We start from the raw sequence: 14610 nt of genomic DNA, 5'->3' as shown, positions 1-14610 counted from the left end.
CGCCACTCAATCGGCTTCACGGTCCAACCGCTCTGCCAGATCCTGGCGCATCCGTTCGAAGGTCGCCGGGGTGACCGGAACACTTGGGCCAGACGCCAGGCCCTCCGCAATCAACCGGCGCAGCAGCTCTTCGGCTTTTTGCCGCTGACGCTGGCGGATCAGGTCGCGCACGTAATCGGACGTACTGGAGTACCCGCCCTGAGTAACTTCCTCATCGACAAACTGCTTGAGCGGATCGGTGAGCGAGATGTTCATCGTGGCCATGATCAGACCTCTTTGGCAATTTTTGCCATAAAAGTGTGCACCTACCTTTCATTGATCGCAACTCCGCCTCGTTCATCCCGCCGATCTACTCTTTCCGCCCCCCGTGCTACGACGCTCCCAGCGAAACAGCCACAGAATGGCCAGCTTGGTGCTGCCGCTGACCACAGCCAGCAGCAGCAGCGGCCAGCCCAGGCGCAGCCCCATGGCGAAGGCGAACACTATGGTGGAGATGTCCATCAGCAAGATCAGCTGGCTCATCCGCAGCGACACCGCGCCGGTGCGGCCGGAGCGCCAGATCAGCAGGATCTGGTGCGCATAGCCCTGTGCCAGCAGCACGGTGATGGCCACGATCATCGCCGAGGCGAGCACGCGCCCCTCATCCACGTGACGCTGCCCCCAGACCAGCCCAGCCAGCGCACATAGCAGCGCGAGGCAAGCCAGCGCCAGCCCAATGGTGGCCGCGCGGCTGCGCCGGTCCATCCAGATCTCGCGCAGGATCAGCAGCACAAGTACCGAGGCCAGCAGGCGCGGCCAGACAATGAAATGGTTGAACGGCTGGATGGAGTAGCCGTAGACGAAGAACGACAGGTACGCGAGGAAACTCACCGTGAACTGGTTGAGCGACAGGATGTCGGTGGCGATTGCGCCCGGCGTCCCGCTCGCGCGGCGCCGCCATACCTTGCGCAGCTGGGCCCACACACCCACCAGGCTGAGCAGGATGAAGGCGGTATTGATCGCGCCCGCCACCGTGTAAAACATGTCGCCGCCTGTCCTGGTTGTTGTGGAACCTTCGCGCCGATGGCCCCATGCCAGCGACGCGCCAGGCCCGCACCTCGCGGGCGGGCCTGGCATACCGTCACATCGCCTGCGCCGATTCCAGGAAGTCCTGCGCGAACCGCTGCAGCACGCCACCGGCCTCGTAGATCGAGACCTCTTCGGCGGTGTCCAGCCGGCAGGTGACCGGCACCCGCAGCTGTTCACCGTTGCGACGTTGGACGACCAGGGTGAGTTCGGCACGCGGCACGCGATCGCCGAGCACGTCGAACGTTTCGGTGCCATCGATGCCCAGGGTCTTGCGGTTGACGCCTTCCTTGAACTCCAGCGGCAGCACGCCCATGCCGATCAGGTTGGTGCGGTGGATGCGCTCGAAGCCTTCGGCGGCGATGGCTTCCACGCCGGCCAGGCGCACGCCCTTGGCGGCCCAGTCACGCGAGCTGCCCTGGCCGTAGTCGGCACCGGCGATGATGATCAGCGGCTGCTTGCGGCCCATGTAGGTTTCGATCGCTTCCCACATGCGGGTGACCTGCCCTTCCGGCTCCACGCGCGCCAGCGAGCCCTGCGTGACCTGGCCATCGACCACCGCCATTTCATTGATCAGCTTCGGGTTGGCGAAGGTGGCACGCTGCGCGGTGAGGTGATCGCCGCGGTGGGTCGCGTAGGAATTGAAGTCTTCCTCGGGCAGGCCCATCTTCGCCAGGTACTCGCCGGCCGCGCTGCTGGCCATGATCGCGTTGGACGGCGACAGGTGATCGGTGGTGATGTTGTCGCCGAGCACGGCCAGCGGGCGCATGCCGGTCAGGCTGCGGGTGCCGGCCAACGCGCCTTCCCAGTACGGCGGGCGGCGGATGTAGGTGCTCTGCGGGCGCCAGTCGTACAGCGGGCTGATCGGGGCGCCGTGCTCCACCTTGAAGGTGAACATCGGGTCGTAGACCTTGCGGAACTGTTCCGGCTTGACGCTGGCCTTGACCACCGCGTCGATCTCGGCATCGCTCGGCCACAGATCCTTCAGCGTGATCGGGTTGCCGTCGGCATCATGGCCGAGCGCGTCCTTCTCGATATCGAAGCGCACCGTACCGGCGATCGCATAGGCCACCACCAGCGGCGGCGAGGCGAGGAAGGCCTGCTTGGCGTACGGGTGAATGCGGCCGTCGAAGTTGCGATTGCCCGAGAGCACGGCGGTGGCATACAGGTCGCGATCAATGACTTCCTGCTGGATCTTCGGATCCAGCGCGCCGCTCATGCCGTTACAGGTGGTGCAGGCAAACGCCACGATGCCAAAGCCCATCTGCTCCAGCTCGGTCAGCAGGCCGGCTTCTTCCAGATACAGCTGCACGGCCTTGGAACCGGGCGCCAGCGAGCTCTTCACCCACGGCTTGCGGGTCAGGCCGGCGCGGTTGGCGTTGCGCGCCAGCAAGGCCGCGGAGATCACGTTGCGCGGGTTGCTGGTGTTGGTGCAGCTGGTGATCGCGGCGATGATCACCGCGCCATCGGGCATCAGGCCATCGGCCTGTTCCTGCTTGCCCGAGGCCAGCTTGCCTTCATCGGCGATGCCGCGCGCAGCCAGATCGGTCGTCGCCACACGCTTGTGCGGGTTGGACGGGCCGGCCATGTTGCGCACTACGGTGGACAGGTCGAACTGCAGCACGCGCTCGTACTGCGCGGTGACCAGATCGTCAGCCCACAGGCCGGTGGCCTTGGCGTAGGTTTCCACCAGTGCGACCTGGGCATCCTCGCGGCCGGTCAGGCGCAGGTAGTCCAGGGTCTGCTGGTCGATGTAGAACATCGCCGCGGTGGCGCCGAACTCCGGCGTCATGTTGGAGATGGTGGCGCGGTCACCGATGGTCAGCGCATTGGCGCCCTCCCCGTAGAACTCGATCCACGCGCCGACCACACGCTCCTTGCGCAGGAACTCGGTCAGCGCCAGCACCACGTCGGTGCAGGTAATGCCCGGCTGCGGGCGGCCGGTCAGCTCCACGCCGATGATGTCGGGCAGGCGCATCCAGGAAGCACGACCGAGCATCACGCTCTCCGCTTCCAGGCCACCCACGCCGATCGCGATCACGCCCAGCGCGTCCACGTGCGGGGTGTGGCTGTCGGTGCCCACGCAGGTATCCGGGAAGGCCACGCCGTCGCGTACCTGCACGACCGGCGACATCTTCTCCAGGTTGATCTGGTGCATGATCCCGTTGCCCGGCGGAATCACGTCGACGTTCTTGAAGGCCTTCTTGGTCCAATTGATGAAGTGGAAGCGGTCTTCATTGCGGCGGTCCTCGACGGCGCGGTTCTTCTCGAACGCAGCCTTGTCGAAGCCGGGGAATTCCACCGCCAGCGAGTGATCCACGATCAGCTGGGTCGGCACCACCGGATTGATCTGCGCCGGGTCACCGCCGGCATCGGCAATGGCGTCACGCAGGCCAGCCAGATCGACCAGGGCGGTCTGGCCCAGAATGTCATGGCACACCACGCGGGCCGGGAACCACGGGAAATCCAGGTCTTGGCGGCGCTCGATCAACTGGCGCAGCGAGGCCTCCAGCGTGGCCGGATCGCAGCGGCGCACCAGGTTTTCGGCCAGCACGCGCGAGGTATACGGCAGCGTGGCATAGGCACCGGGCTGCAACGCGTCGACGGCGGCACGGGTATCGAAATAGTCCAGCGCGGTGCCGGGGAGGTTCTTGCGGTACTGAGTATTCATGGCTGGCGATAGCTGCTTGTTGGCGGGCCGGGGCGTCGTGACACCGGCGAAGAAGGAGTAGCGACGCCGCAACGGAGCAGACCGGCATCGCGCCGGCCTGTTCCGCAAAGCACCCGCGAACGGGTGCGGTACGTCTGTGTTACTTGCGCTGGTCGATCGGCACGAAGGCCTGGTCTTCCGGGCCGGTGTAGTTCGCACTCGGGCGGATGATCTTGCCGTCGATGCGCTGCTCGATGATGTGCGCGCTCCAACCGGAGGTGCGCGCGATCACGAACAACGGGGTGAACATGGCCGTCGGCACGCCCATCATGTGGTAGCTGACCGCGCTGAACCAATCCAGGTTCGGGAACATCTTCTTGATGTCCCACATCACCGACTCCAGACGCTCGGCGATGTCGTACATCTTGACGTTCTGCTGTTCGGCGGACAGGTCGCGCGCGACTTCTTTGATGATGTTGTTGCGCGGATCGCTGACGGTATAGACCGGGTGGCCGAAACCGATAACGACTTCCTTGCGCTCCACGCGGGCCTTGATGTCGGCCTCGGCATCGTCCGGGCTGTCGTAGCGCTTCTGCACTTCGAAGGCCACTTCATTGGCGCCGCCGTGCTTGGGACCGCGCAGGGCGCCGATGCCGCCGGTGATCGCGCTGTACATGTCGCTGCCGGTACCGGCGATGACGCGGCACGCGAAAGTCGAGGCGTTGAACTCGTGCTCGGCGTACAGGATCAGCGAGGTGTGCATCGCCTTGACCCACGAATCCTGCGGCTTTTCACCGTGCAGCAGATGCAGGAAATGGCCACCGATGGAGTCGTCGTCGGTCTCCACGTCGATCGCGCGGCCATTGTGGCTCCAGTGGTACCAGTACAGCAGCATCGAGCCCAGGCAGGCCATCAGCTTGTCAGCGATATCGCGCGCGCCCGGATGGTTGTGGTCGTCCTTCTCCGGCGACACGCAGCCGAGCACGGACACGCCGGTGCGCATCACGTCCATCGGGTGCGCCGACGGCGGCAGCTCTTCCAGCGCGGCCTTGACCGCGGCCGGGATGCCACGCAGCGACTTCAGCTTGGTCTTGTAGGCAACCAGCTCAGCGCGGGTCGGCAGCTTGCCGTGGACCAGCAGATGCGCGATTTCCTCGAACTCGCTGGTGTTGGCCAGATCGGCGATGTCATACCCGCGGTAATGCAGGTCGTTGCCGCTGCGGCCGACGGTGCACAGCGCGGTGTTGCCGGCAGCGGTGCCCGACAGGGCGACGGATTTCTTCGGCTTGAAGCCGGGGGCGGTAGTGGTGTCGCTCATGATCCCTCCAGAAAACAGTGTGCGGTCTTACTTCTTGGCGGCGAACAACGCATCGAGCTGCTGCTCGAAGGCGTGGTAACCGATACGGTCGTAAAGCTCTTCGCGCGTCTGCATCGCCTCCACCACATTACGCTGGTGGCCCTCGCGGCGGATGGTCTCATACACGTTCTCTGCCGCCTTGTTGGCAGCGCGGAACGCAGACAGCGGGAACAGCTGGATGGCGACGCCGGCCGAGGCCAGTTCATCGCGGCTGAACAGCGGGGTGGCACCGAACTCGGTGATGTTGGCCAGCACCGGCACCTTCACCGCATCGACAAAGCGGCGGTAGGTCTCCAGATCGTAGGCGGCCTCGGCGAAGATGCCATCGGCACCGGCCTCGACGCAGGCGATGGCACGTTCGATCGCGGCATCCACGCCATCGACCTGGATGGCATCGGTGCGCGCGATCAGGAAGAAGTCCGGATCGGTCTTCGCATCGGCGGCGGCCTTGACCCGGTCCACCATCTCACCCTGCGACACGATCTCCTTGCCCGGGCGGTGACCGCAGCGCTTGGCGCCGACCTGGTCTTCGATATGGCAGGCGGCCGCGCCGGCCTTGATCAGCGACTTGACCGTACGCGCGATATTGAACGCGCTGGGGCCAAAACCGGTGTCGATATCCACCATCAGCGGCAGGTCGCACACATCGGTGATGCGGCGCACATCGATCAGCACGTCTTCCAGGGTGTTGATGCCCAGGTCCGGCAGACCCAGCGAGCCGGCCGCGACGCCGCCGCCGGAGAGGTAGATCGCCCGGTAGCCGGCGCGCTTGGCCAGCAGCGCGTGGTTGGCGTTGATCGCGCCGATCACCTGCAACGGCGATTCGGCGGCCAGTGCGGCGCGGAAACGGGCGCCAGCGGAGGAAACAGGGGTGCTCATGCGGCATTCCATCGTGGTTGACCTGTAGATAAACGCAAGGGCCGTGCCAGCGGGCAAGTGTCTGATTTCATTGAGGCACCGCGATGACCGAAGCGTTTCACCTTGAAACATTGAAACATCTGTAACATGGCTGGAACTGAAACATCGAAACGTGCCCATGTCGATCAGCCTGCCCCGACACCGTTCCCGCCTGTCCGATCCGGATGCTGGCCAATTGCCCGTAATCTGGACGGTCAGCGTGTCGCGCCTGACCGGCCTGCTCGGCGATGTGATTCCGGAGTTCGACCGCCGCGCCCGCATCGTGCCGATCAATCTCGGCTTTGAGGAGGCAGTGGATGTGATCGGTCAACGCCTGCGGCGCGAGCACTGCGATGTCGTGATCGCCGGCGGCTCCAATGCGGCCTACCTGCGCAGCCGGTTGGAGGTGCCTTTGGTACCGATCCAAGCCAACGGCTTCGACCTGATGGAGGCGCTGGCGCGCGCACGCCGGATCGCACCACGGATCGGACTGGTCACGCATGCCACCGATGTGCCGACCTTTGGCAGCTTCCAGCACAGTTTCGGTCTGGACATCGAGCACCGCCGCTTCGTCACCCGTGAGGATGCGCGCGACTGCATCGCCGATCTGCGTGCCAACGGTATCGAGGTGATCGTCGGCACCGGCATGGCGATCGACCATGCCGAGCAGGTCGGGCTGCCCGGTGTGCTGCTGTACTCGGCCGACTCGGTGCGGCAAGCCTTCGAACATGCCTTGGAGCTGACCCAGACCCTGGCCCGTTCCGGGGCATCGTCACTGCGGCGGCGGGCACCGGCCAAGCGCCGGGATGCGGACTACGCCCTGCTCGGCGACAGCGCGCTGATCCAGCAGGTGCGCGAACACATTGCGCTGTATGCCCCGTACGACAGCACCGTGCTGGTGACCGGCGCGACCGGCGCCGGCAAGGAGCTGGTCGCGCGGCAACTGCATAGCGCCAGTGGCCGCCGGGGTCGTTTCGTCGCGCTGAACTGCGGGGCGATCAGCGAGTCACTGCTGGAAGCCGAGCTGTTCGGTTACAACGAGGGCGCGTTCACCGGCGCGCGTCGTGGCGGTCGTGTCGGTCTAGTAGAAGCCGCCGAGGGCGGCACGCTGTTCCTCGATGAAATCGGCGAACTGCCGCTGCCGTTGCAGACCCGGCTGCTGCGGGTACTGGAAGAGCGCGAAGTGCTGCGCGTGGGCGCCACCGAGCCGACGCCGGTCGACGTGCGCGTGGTCGCGGCCACGCTGCAGACACTGGAATCGCTGGTGGACGCGCAGCGCTTTCGTCGCGATCTGTATTACCGCCTGGCGGCACTGCGCATTGCGCTGCCGACGCTGCACGAACGGCGCGAGGATGTCCCCGTGCTGGTGAGCCACTTCTTCCGGCAGCTGGCTGGTACCGACGCACCGCTGTCCACCGAGGCGATGGCGCGGCTGCGCGACTACGCCTGGCCGGGCAATGTGCGCGAACTGCGCAACATGGTCGACCGCCTGCGCATTCACTGGCAGCAGCAGCCGGGTGCGCTGTCGCTGCCGCAGATGCTGCAGTGGTTGCCGGAGCTGCATGCGGTGCAGCGCCCACGCGTGCTGCCAGGTCCCGGCGAACCGGCAGCGCTCAGCGCTGCTTCGGCGGCGCGACCGGATTCGGACGCGCTGCACCAGCTGCTGGCCGACTGCGGCGGCAACCGCGCGCAGGCCTGCGCGCAGCTGGGGGTCTCGCGAACGACGTTGTGGCGTTGGCTGCGCGAAGCAACGCCGGCCTAGATCAGGGAAACAGCATCCGCTTGCTCCACTGCCCGTCCGCGCCGATCTCATAGCACCAGCGCTCGTGCAGACGGAATTGCGCGCCGTACCAGAACTCGATCCGCTGCGGCACCACGCGCAGCCCGCTCCAGCCTTCCGGTCGCGGCACATCGCGACCGTCGAAGCTGGCTTCGGTGGTGGCCACGCGCGCGTCAAACTCTTCGCGCGAGGCCAACGTCCTGGATTGCAGCGACGCCCACGCACCGATCTGGCTCATGCGCGGCCGCGAGGCGAAATACGCATCGGCCTCGGCATCGCTGACCTGCTCCACGCGGCCTTCGATACGCACCTGGATGCCGGCTTCGCGCAGACTGCGCCACAGGAACAACAGCGCCGCCTGCGGATTGGCCTGCAGCTCACGGCCCTTGTGGCTGTCCAGGTGGGTGTAGAACACGAAGCCGCGCTCGTCGAACGCCTTCAACAACACCGTCCGCGCGGAGGGCTGACCGCTCTGGTCGGCCGTGGCCACGGTCATCGCATTTGGTTCGACTTCGCGGCTTCCCTTGGCTTCTTCGAACAGCCCGGCAAAGGTGGACAACGCTTCGGCATACAGATCGGTCATGGCGGTTTTCTTGTCACGCGGTTTGGGTTTATTGTCGCTGCATGTCTGCACCTGCGTACATGCCCCCGACGAGAGGTTTTCCGGATGCACTGGTCGCACAGGCGCTGGACGACGCGCTGAGCTGCGGCGCGGGCATCCCAGTATTGGCGATCAGCGGCCTGCAGGGGAGCGGCAAATCGACGCTGGCGGCCCAGGTGGTTGCCTTGGCGCAAACGCGCGGCCTGCGTGCGGCCATGCTCTCCATCGACGATGTGTACCTCACCCGTGCCCAGCGCCAACGTCTGGCCCGCCAGGTGCACCCGTTGCTGCTGACCCGCGGCCCGCCGGGCACCCACGATCTGGCCTTGGCCCATGCCACCTTGGACGCGGTCGCGGCCGGCGGCCCGGTCGCCCTGCCCCGCTTTGACAAACTCGCCGACGAGCGCCTGCCCGAAAAGGACTGGCCGCGCATTGACGGGCCACTCGACCTGCTGGTGTTCGAAGGCTGGTTCCTGGGGACCCCGGCGCAGGACGAGACCGATCTGGCCGAACCACTCAACGCGCTCGAGCGCGAGGCCGACGCCGATGGCCGCTGGCGGCGCGGGTGCAATCACGCCCTCGCCACCGACTACCCCGCACTGTGGCAGCGCTGCGACCGGCTGTGGTTCCTGCAACCGCCGGACTTCTCGGTTATCCCGCGCTGGCGCTGGCAGCAGGAGCAGAACCTGCAGGCGGCCCAGCCCGATCGCAGCAGCATGAGCCGCGCTCAGCTGGAGCGATTCGTGCAGTACTACGAACGGGTCAGCCGCCAGGCACTGCGTACCTTGCCCGCGTTGGCAGACACCGTCATTGCGCTGGACGAGCAGCGCCGGATCATTCCGACGCGCTGACCACGGCCACCACAGGGCGCGAGCGGATCAACCGACCAGGAAGGTGACCCGCAGATTCACCCGCCACTCGGTGATATTGCCCTCACCATCGGTCACCACCTTGGTTTCATTGATCCAGGCGCCCTGGATGCCTTTGACCGTCTCGGCCACCTTCTTCAGGCCACCGCGTACGGCGTCTTCCACGCTGGTCTTGGAGGACGCGTTGATCTCGATGATTTTGGCGACGGACATGGAGCGCTCCGATGGCGCGCGGGACAGTCCGCGCCGGCCCACCATGGGGGGCCGCGCGTAAAGGCGATGGCACGGAGATGTTAGGATCGAGGGTAATGAATCCCGCTCCGAACCTCATCCTGATTGGCCCGATGGGCGCCGGCAAAACCTGCATCGGGCGCCGGCTGGCCGAGCGCTTCACGCTGGACTTCGTGGATGCCGACCAGGCCATCGTGGACAGCACCGGGGCCAGCATTCCGGCGATTTTCGAACACTCCGGGGAGGCCGGCTTCCGCCAGCATGAGCGTCAGGTCCTGCACGCCCTGCTCGATGGCCACGGTCAACTGATTTCCACCGGCGGTGGCGCGGTGCTGGATCCTGACAACCGCGCGGCGATCGCCCGCCGGGGTTTCGTGGTCTACCTGCGGGTCAGTGTGCCGGCCCAGCTGGAGCGGCTTGCCCGTGACCGCGGCCGCCCGCTGCTGCAGCGCCCGGACCGCGAACAGGTACTGCACGAGATGGCCGCCGCCCGTGACCCGCTGTACCAGGGCCTGGCCGACCTCACCCTGGATACCGACCTCTACACGCCCGCCGAGGCCACCGCGCAGTTGGTGCTGCGCCTGGCCGCGCAGTGGCAGCGACAGGAAACACCCGAATGACCCCCTCCCCGCGCACCGTTGCCGTCAGCGGCGACACCCCCTACACCATCCACATCGGCCCGGGCCTGCTCGGCCAGGGCGAGCTGCTGGCCCGCCATGTGCGCGGCCGCCATGTGCTGCTGCTCAGCGATTCCTCGGTGGCGCCGCTGTATCTGGCCGGGGTGACATCGGCGTTGCTGGCCGCGCGCCCGGACCTGCTGATCGGTGAGCTGGTGCTGCCGGCCGGCGAAGCCTCCAAGACCTTGGCCCACTTCGGCGATGCGATCACTGCACTGGCCGCCCTCGGCGCCACCCGCGATGCCTGCGTGATGGCGCTCGGTGGCGGCGTCGCTGGCGATCTGGCCGGCTTCGCGGCCGCCTGCTGGATGCGCGGTGTCGACTGCGTGCAGCTGCCGACCTCGCTGCTGGCGATGGTCGATTCCTCGGTCGGCGGCAAGACCGCGGTGGATATCCCCGAAGGCAAGAATCTGGTCGGCGCGTTCCACCCGCCGCGCGCCGTCATTGCCGATACCGCCGCCCTGCGTACCCTTCCGCCGCGCGAGCTGCGGGCCGGTCTGGCCGAGGTGATCAAGTACGGTGCGATCCGCGACCCGTTGTTCTTCCAGTGGCTGCAGGCCGAACACGCCGCGCTGCTGGCCGGCGATGACACCGCGCTGGCCCAGGCCATCGCACGCAGCTGCGAGCACAAGGCCGAGATCGTGGCGCGCGATCCGCTGGAAAAAGGCGAGCGCGCCCTGCTCAACCTGGGCCACACCTTCGGCCACGCGATCGAAACCGAACAGGGCTACGGCGCACCGGGCAACGACAACCTCAACCACGGCGAAGCCGTCGCGGTCGGCATGGTCCTGGCCGCGCGCCTGTCGGCCCAGCTGGGCATGAGCGAAGACGCCGACACCGACCAACTGCGCGAGCTGCTGCTGCGCTACGAACTGCCGGTCGCCATTCCGACGGGCCTGCAGCCCGAAGCCCTGCTGGCCCGGATGCGGCTGGACAAGAAGAACGTCGCCGGCCGGTTGCGCCTGGTGCTGTGGCGCGGGATCGGCCGGGCCGAAGTGGTCGCCGATGTCGACGAGGCCGACGTCCTGCGCGTGCTCGCCGCCGGCTGAGCCTGCGACGTTCCGCCGCACCTGTCCGTCGCTGACGGCCGCCTGCGGCGTTCACGGCTACAATCGGGGCATGCGCGTCTTCCTGCACCAACACGCCCGCGGTGCCGATCCGGCCCGCTATCTCCAGCTCACCCTGCAACCGGACCTGTTCGGTGGCTGGGAACTGCTGCTCGAGTCCGGCCCCATCGGCGGGCGCGGGCAACTGCGCCGCGAGCTGCATCTGCAGGAAGACCTGGCGCTGGCCGCGTTCGAGAAGGCGCGCGACGCGCACCTGCATCGCGGCTACGAAGTGACCTATACCAGCGGTGATCCGCCGCCCTGAGCGGCCACCCCACCGCCATCGCCCTACCGCCACGACCCCATTCGGCCCTGCGCCACCAGATCCCAAGGAAGCGTTCCGTGACCAGCCCCTCCCGCCATGATCGCCTGCTGCGCGCCCTGCGCCGCGAACCGGTGGACTGCACCCCCGTCTGGCTGATGCGCCAGGCCGGCCGCTACCTGCCCGAGTACCGCGCCACCCGCGCCAAGGCCGGCAGCTTCCTGGCGATGGCGAAGAACCCGGACATCGCCTGCGAAGTCACCCTGCAGCCGCTGCGCCGCTTCGACCTCGATGCCGCCATCCTGTTCTCGGACATCCTCACCATCCCCGACGCGATGGGCCTGGAGCTGTACTTCGTCGAAGGCGAAGGCCCGAAGTTCCGCCACCCGGTCCGCGACGCAGCCGCCATCGCCAAGCTGGCGGTGCCGGACATGGAAACCGAACTGCGCTACGTGATGGACGCCGTCCGCGTGATCCGCCGCGAACTCGATGGCAGCGTGCCCCTGATCGGCTTCTCCGGCAGCCCGTGGACGCTGGCCTGCTACATGGTCGAAGGCGGCGGCAGCAAGGACTTTGCCCGCATCAAGGCGATGGCCCTGAACGAACCGGCCGCCCTGCACCAGCTGCTCTCGGTCGTCACCGACGCGGTGATCGCCTACCTCGCCGCCCAGCGCGCGGCCGGCGCCCAGGTCCTGCAGGTGTTCGATACGTGGGGCGGCGTACTCAGCCCGACCATGTACCGCGAATTCTCCCTGCGCTACCTGACCCGCATCGCCCAGGAACTCGAACGCGGTGAAGGCGCCGAACGCACCCCGCTGATCCTGTTCGGCAAAGGCACCGGCCTGCACCTCGGCACCCTCGCCGACACCGGCGCCGACGCCCTCGGCGTCGACTGGACCCTCGACCTCGCCGACGCCGTTGCCCGCACCGGCGGCCGCGTCGCCCTGCAGGGCAACCTCGACCCCACCACCCTCTACGGCAACCCCGCCGCCATCGAACGCGCCGCCGGCCAGGTGCTCGACAGCTACGCCCAAGGCAACGGCGGCTCGCGCGAAGGCCACGTCTTCAACCTCGGCCACGGCATGTCGCCGGACATGAACCCCGACCACGTGCAGGTCCTGGTCGAAGCTGTACACCGCTTGAGCCGACGCTGATCGCGATCGGCAGGTAGCCGGCCAGCGGCCGGCACTACCCGGGCACGGCCGACGACGCGCGCGTTCTGCATCCAGGACGCGTGCTTTCGGTTTTGCACCTCAAGACGACGTATGCATCCCATCGAGTGCCTGATCGGCCCCGATCATTGCCGCGCTGCGCGCGGCCATCCACGCATGGCGTGGATCTACCCATGCCATTTCCGGCATCACGTCCATTCCAGCGGAGCGCCTGATTTCCTGTATTTCCGCTTTTCCTGTGACAGCCAGACAACAGTCATGGGTGTGGCACGGGTGGGTTGGCGGGACCATGAGCGCCATGGATGGCGCGACATGAGCCTCCATGGACGGATTTACGGCGTGTCCCGCCGACCCACCCGTGCCGCACCCTCTCCGCGACACCGACCGATCCAGTGCTTCGGCTTCGGCTTCGGCTTCGGCTTCGGCTTCAACTTTGACCACACCCTGATCCCACATCGGCGATCATATCGCCCTCGTTGACGAAGGCCCGCACCATGACGACCAGCAGCTACGCCTCGATCCGGCCCCTGTTGTGGCTCGTATCGCTGGCCATCTTCATGCAGATGCTGGACTCCACCATCGTCAACACCGCCCTGCCTGCCATGGCCCGCAGCCTCGGCGAAAGCCCCCTGCAGATGCAGTCGGTCGTCTTCAGCTACGCCCTCGCCGTGGCCACGTTCATCCCCGCTTCCGGCTGGATCGCCGACCGCTTCGGTACACGGCGCACCTTCCTCGTCGCCATCATCCTGTTCACCCTGGGCTCGCTCGCCTGCGCCCTTGCCCAGACCCTGCACCAGCTCGTCGGTGCGCGCGTCCTGCAGGGCATCGGCGGCGCCATGCTGCTGCCGGTCGGGCGCCTGGCCGTCATGCGCTCCGTCTCGCGCGAAGAGTTCCTGCGCGCCATGAGTTTCATCGCCATCCCCGCCTTGATCGGCCCGCTGATCGGACCGACCCTGGGCGGCTGGCTGGTCGAAGTCGCCTCCTGGCACTGGGTGTTCCTGATCAACCTCCCGATCGGCATCATCGGCTACGTCGCGGCCATGAAAATCATGCCGGACCACTACGCCGAGCACCGCACCCGCTTCGACATCGCCGGCTACCTCATGCTCGCCTTCGGCATGGTCGTGCTATCCCTGGCGCTGGACGGCATCTCCGGCATGGCAACACCGCACGCGCTGGTGATGCTCATGACCGTCGCCGGCCTCGCCGCGCTCGTCGGCTACTGGCTGCATGCGGCCAACTCGACGGCGCCGCTGTTCTCGCTCGCGCTGTTCCATGTCCCCAGCTACCGCATCGGCATCCTCGGCAACCTGTTCTCGCGCATCGGCAGCAGTGCCATGCCCCTGCTGATTCCGCTGCTGTTGCAGGTGGGCATGGGGATGAGTCCGATGAACGCCGGCCTGTTGATGATTCCGGTCGCTGCCGCCGGCATGGTGTCCAAGCGCTATGCGGTCAAGCTCGTCGAACGCTTCGGCTACCGCCGCGTGCTGATGGTCAACACCGTGCTGGTCGGCCTGGCGATGGCCAGTTTCATCTTCATGACACCCGGGCAACCCGTGTGGGTCCGTGTCGTCCAGCTGGCCCTGTTCGGCGCCGTCAACTCGCTGCAGTTCACCGTCATGAACACCGTCACCCTGCGCGATCTGGACCGCGACTTCGCCAGTGCCGGCAACAGCCTGCTGTCGATGGTGATGATGCTCGCCACCGGCTTCGGTGCCGCGGCGGCGGGCAGCCTGCTCGCCGCGTTCAACCACCTCGACGTCGCGCACGGCGCCACCGCTGCGTTGCACGCCACCTTCGTCTGCGTGGGTGCGATCACCCTGACCTCCACGCTGATCTTCTGGCAGTTGCCCGATACCCGCCCCTCCCCGCGCGACGTTGAAGAGGTCGCCGAATGACGGCGGCCACGTAACGGCAGGCACGCACGGTCAGCGGACCAACGC

14 protein-coding genes are annotated in these 14610 nt (G+C 66.9%); 7 read left to right on the top strand and 7 right to left on the bottom strand.

The genetic code is table 11. The annotated features are described in order from the left end of the window. Window positions 1–6: 6 nt before the first annotated feature. From K4043_RS10100 to prpB, 5 genes are all read right to left on the bottom strand, one after another. A complete protein-coding gene (locus K4043_RS10100) occupies window positions 7–264 on the bottom strand; it encodes a type II toxin-antitoxin system ParD family antitoxin (RefSeq protein WP_123730480.1) in 258 nt (85 codons plus the stop codon). Window positions 265–336: 72 nt separating this feature from the next. Further along, entirely contained in the window at window positions 337–1011 is a 675-nt protein-coding gene (locus K4043_RS10095; protein ID WP_265309235.1) for a hypothetical protein, read from the bottom strand. A 109-nt stretch (window positions 1012–1120) separates the two neighbouring features. After that, entirely contained in the window at window positions 1121–3736 is a 2616-nt protein-coding gene (acnD, locus tag K4043_RS10090; RefSeq protein ID WP_265309233.1) for a Fe/S-dependent 2-methylisocitrate dehydratase AcnD, read from the bottom strand. 139 nt (window positions 3737–3875) lie between these two features. Further along, window positions 3876–5033: a 2-methylcitrate synthase gene (prpC, locus tag K4043_RS10085; protein ID WP_123730477.1), complete on the bottom strand. Its 1158-nt coding sequence runs from the start codon at window positions 5031–5033 to the stop codon at window positions 3876–3878. 27 nt (window positions 5034–5060) lie between these two features. After that, window positions 5061–5951: a methylisocitrate lyase gene (gene prpB / locus K4043_RS10080; RefSeq protein WP_123730476.1), complete on the bottom strand. Its 891-nt coding sequence runs from the start codon at window positions 5949–5951 to the stop codon at window positions 5061–5063. Between the two features lie 157 nt (window positions 5952–6108). Here prpB and prpR point away from each other — a divergent pair, with 157 nt between their 5' ends. Further along, window positions 6109–7731 (top strand): propionate catabolism operon regulatory protein PrpR, encoded by a 1623-nt coding sequence (prpR, locus tag K4043_RS10075; RefSeq protein ID WP_265309231.1) that lies wholly within the window; start codon window positions 6109–6111, stop codon window positions 7729–7731. 1 nt (window position 7732) lies between these two features. On the opposite strand, the gene pdxH is transcribed toward prpR, so the two are convergent. Then, complete coding sequence (gene pdxH, locus K4043_RS10070) at window positions 7733–8332, bottom strand: pyridoxamine 5'-phosphate oxidase (RefSeq protein WP_265309230.1); 600 nt, start codon at window positions 8330–8332, stop codon at window positions 7733–7735. 41 nt (window positions 8333–8373) lie between these two features. On the opposite strand from pdxH, the gene K4043_RS10065 reads away from it, so the two are divergent. Then, window positions 8374–9201, top strand: a complete 828-nt coding sequence (locus tag K4043_RS10065) for a kinase (RefSeq protein ID WP_123730474.1) — start codon at window positions 8374–8376, stop codon at window positions 9199–9201. Between the two features lie 27 nt (window positions 9202–9228). Here the strand turns inward: K4043_RS10065 and K4043_RS10060 are convergent, their stop codons facing one another. Next, the gene (locus K4043_RS10060; protein WP_265309227.1) at window positions 9229–9432 is read right to left on the bottom strand and encodes a dodecin family protein; all 204 of its coding nucleotides are present in this window, start codon (window positions 9430–9432) and stop codon (window positions 9229–9231) included. A 95-nt stretch (window positions 9433–9527) separates the two neighbouring features. Here K4043_RS10060 and K4043_RS10055 point away from each other — a divergent pair, with 95 nt between their 5' ends. The 5 genes from K4043_RS10055 (at window position 9528) to mdtD (ending at window position 14565) form a co-directional block, all read left to right on the top strand. After that, the gene (locus K4043_RS10055; protein ID WP_123730472.1) at window positions 9528–10070 is read left to right on the top strand and encodes a shikimate kinase; all 543 of its coding nucleotides are present in this window, start codon (window positions 9528–9530) and stop codon (window positions 10068–10070) included. Further along, the gene (aroB, locus tag K4043_RS10050; RefSeq protein WP_265309225.1) at window positions 10067–11176 is read left to right on the top strand and encodes a 3-dehydroquinate synthase; all 1110 of its coding nucleotides are present in this window, start codon (window positions 10067–10069) and stop codon (window positions 11174–11176) included. Before K4043_RS10055 ends, aroB begins: the two co-directional genes overlap by 4 nt. 70 nt (window positions 11177–11246) lie before the next feature. Beyond that, complete coding sequence (locus K4043_RS10045) at window positions 11247–11498, top strand: WGR domain-containing protein (RefSeq protein WP_123730470.1); 252 nt, start codon at window positions 11247–11249, stop codon at window positions 11496–11498. Between the two features lie 77 nt (window positions 11499–11575). After that, window positions 11576–12649: a uroporphyrinogen decarboxylase gene (gene hemE / locus K4043_RS10040; protein ID WP_265309223.1), complete on the top strand. Its 1074-nt coding sequence runs from the start codon at window positions 11576–11578 to the stop codon at window positions 12647–12649. 512 nt (window positions 12650–13161) lie between these two features. Continuing rightward, window positions 13162–14565 (top strand): multidrug transporter subunit MdtD, encoded by a 1404-nt coding sequence (mdtD, locus tag K4043_RS10035; protein WP_123730468.1) that lies wholly within the window; start codon window positions 13162–13164, stop codon window positions 14563–14565. Window positions 14566–14610: the final 45 nt, after the last annotated feature.

It is taken from the genome of Stenotrophomonas sp. SRS1, assembly GCF_026130205.1.
Classification (GTDB): domain Bacteria; phylum Pseudomonadota; class Gammaproteobacteria; order Xanthomonadales; family Xanthomonadaceae; genus Stenotrophomonas; species Stenotrophomonas rhizophila_B.
This window is presented reverse-complemented; position numbering and strand designations above follow the sequence as displayed.

Excerpts from the sequence above, each read along its gene's own strand:
- K4043_RS10100 (WP_123730480.1), bottom strand. The coding sequence starts at position 264 with ATGGCCACGATGAACATCTCGCTCACCGATCCGCTCAAGCAGTTTGTC.
- acnD (WP_265309233.1), bottom strand. The coding sequence starts at position 3,736 with ATGAATACTCAGTACCGCAAGAACCTCCCCGGCACCGCGCTGGACTAT.
- prpC (WP_123730477.1), bottom strand. The coding sequence starts at position 5,033 with ATGAGCGACACCACTACCGCCCCCGGCTTCAAGCCGAAGAAATCCGTC.
- prpB (WP_123730476.1), bottom strand. The coding sequence starts at position 5,951 with ATGAGCACCCCTGTTTCCTCCGCTGGCGCCCGTTTCCGCGCCGCACTG.
- prpR (WP_265309231.1), top strand. The coding sequence starts at position 6,109 with ATGTCGATCAGCCTGCCCCGACACCGTTCCCGCCTGTCCGATCCGGAT.
- pdxH (WP_265309230.1), bottom strand. The coding sequence starts at position 8,332 with ATGACCGATCTGTATGCCGAAGCGTTGTCCACCTTTGCCGGGCTGTTC.
- K4043_RS10065 (WP_123730474.1), top strand. The coding sequence starts at position 8,374 with ATGTCTGCACCTGCGTACATGCCCCCGACGAGAGGTTTTCCGGATGCA.
- K4043_RS10060 (WP_265309227.1), bottom strand. The coding sequence starts at position 9,432 with ATGTCCGTCGCCAAAATCATCGAGATCAACGCGTCCTCCAAGACCAGC.
- K4043_RS10055 (WP_123730472.1), top strand. The coding sequence starts at position 9,528 with ATGAATCCCGCTCCGAACCTCATCCTGATTGGCCCGATGGGCGCCGGC.
- aroB (WP_265309225.1), top strand. The coding sequence starts at position 10,067 with ATGACCCCCTCCCCGCGCACCGTTGCCGTCAGCGGCGACACCCCCTAC.
- K4043_RS10045 (WP_123730470.1), top strand. The coding sequence starts at position 11,247 with ATGCGCGTCTTCCTGCACCAACACGCCCGCGGTGCCGATCCGGCCCGC.
- mdtD (WP_123730468.1), top strand. The coding sequence starts at position 13,162 with ATGACGACCAGCAGCTACGCCTCGATCCGGCCCCTGTTGTGGCTCGTA.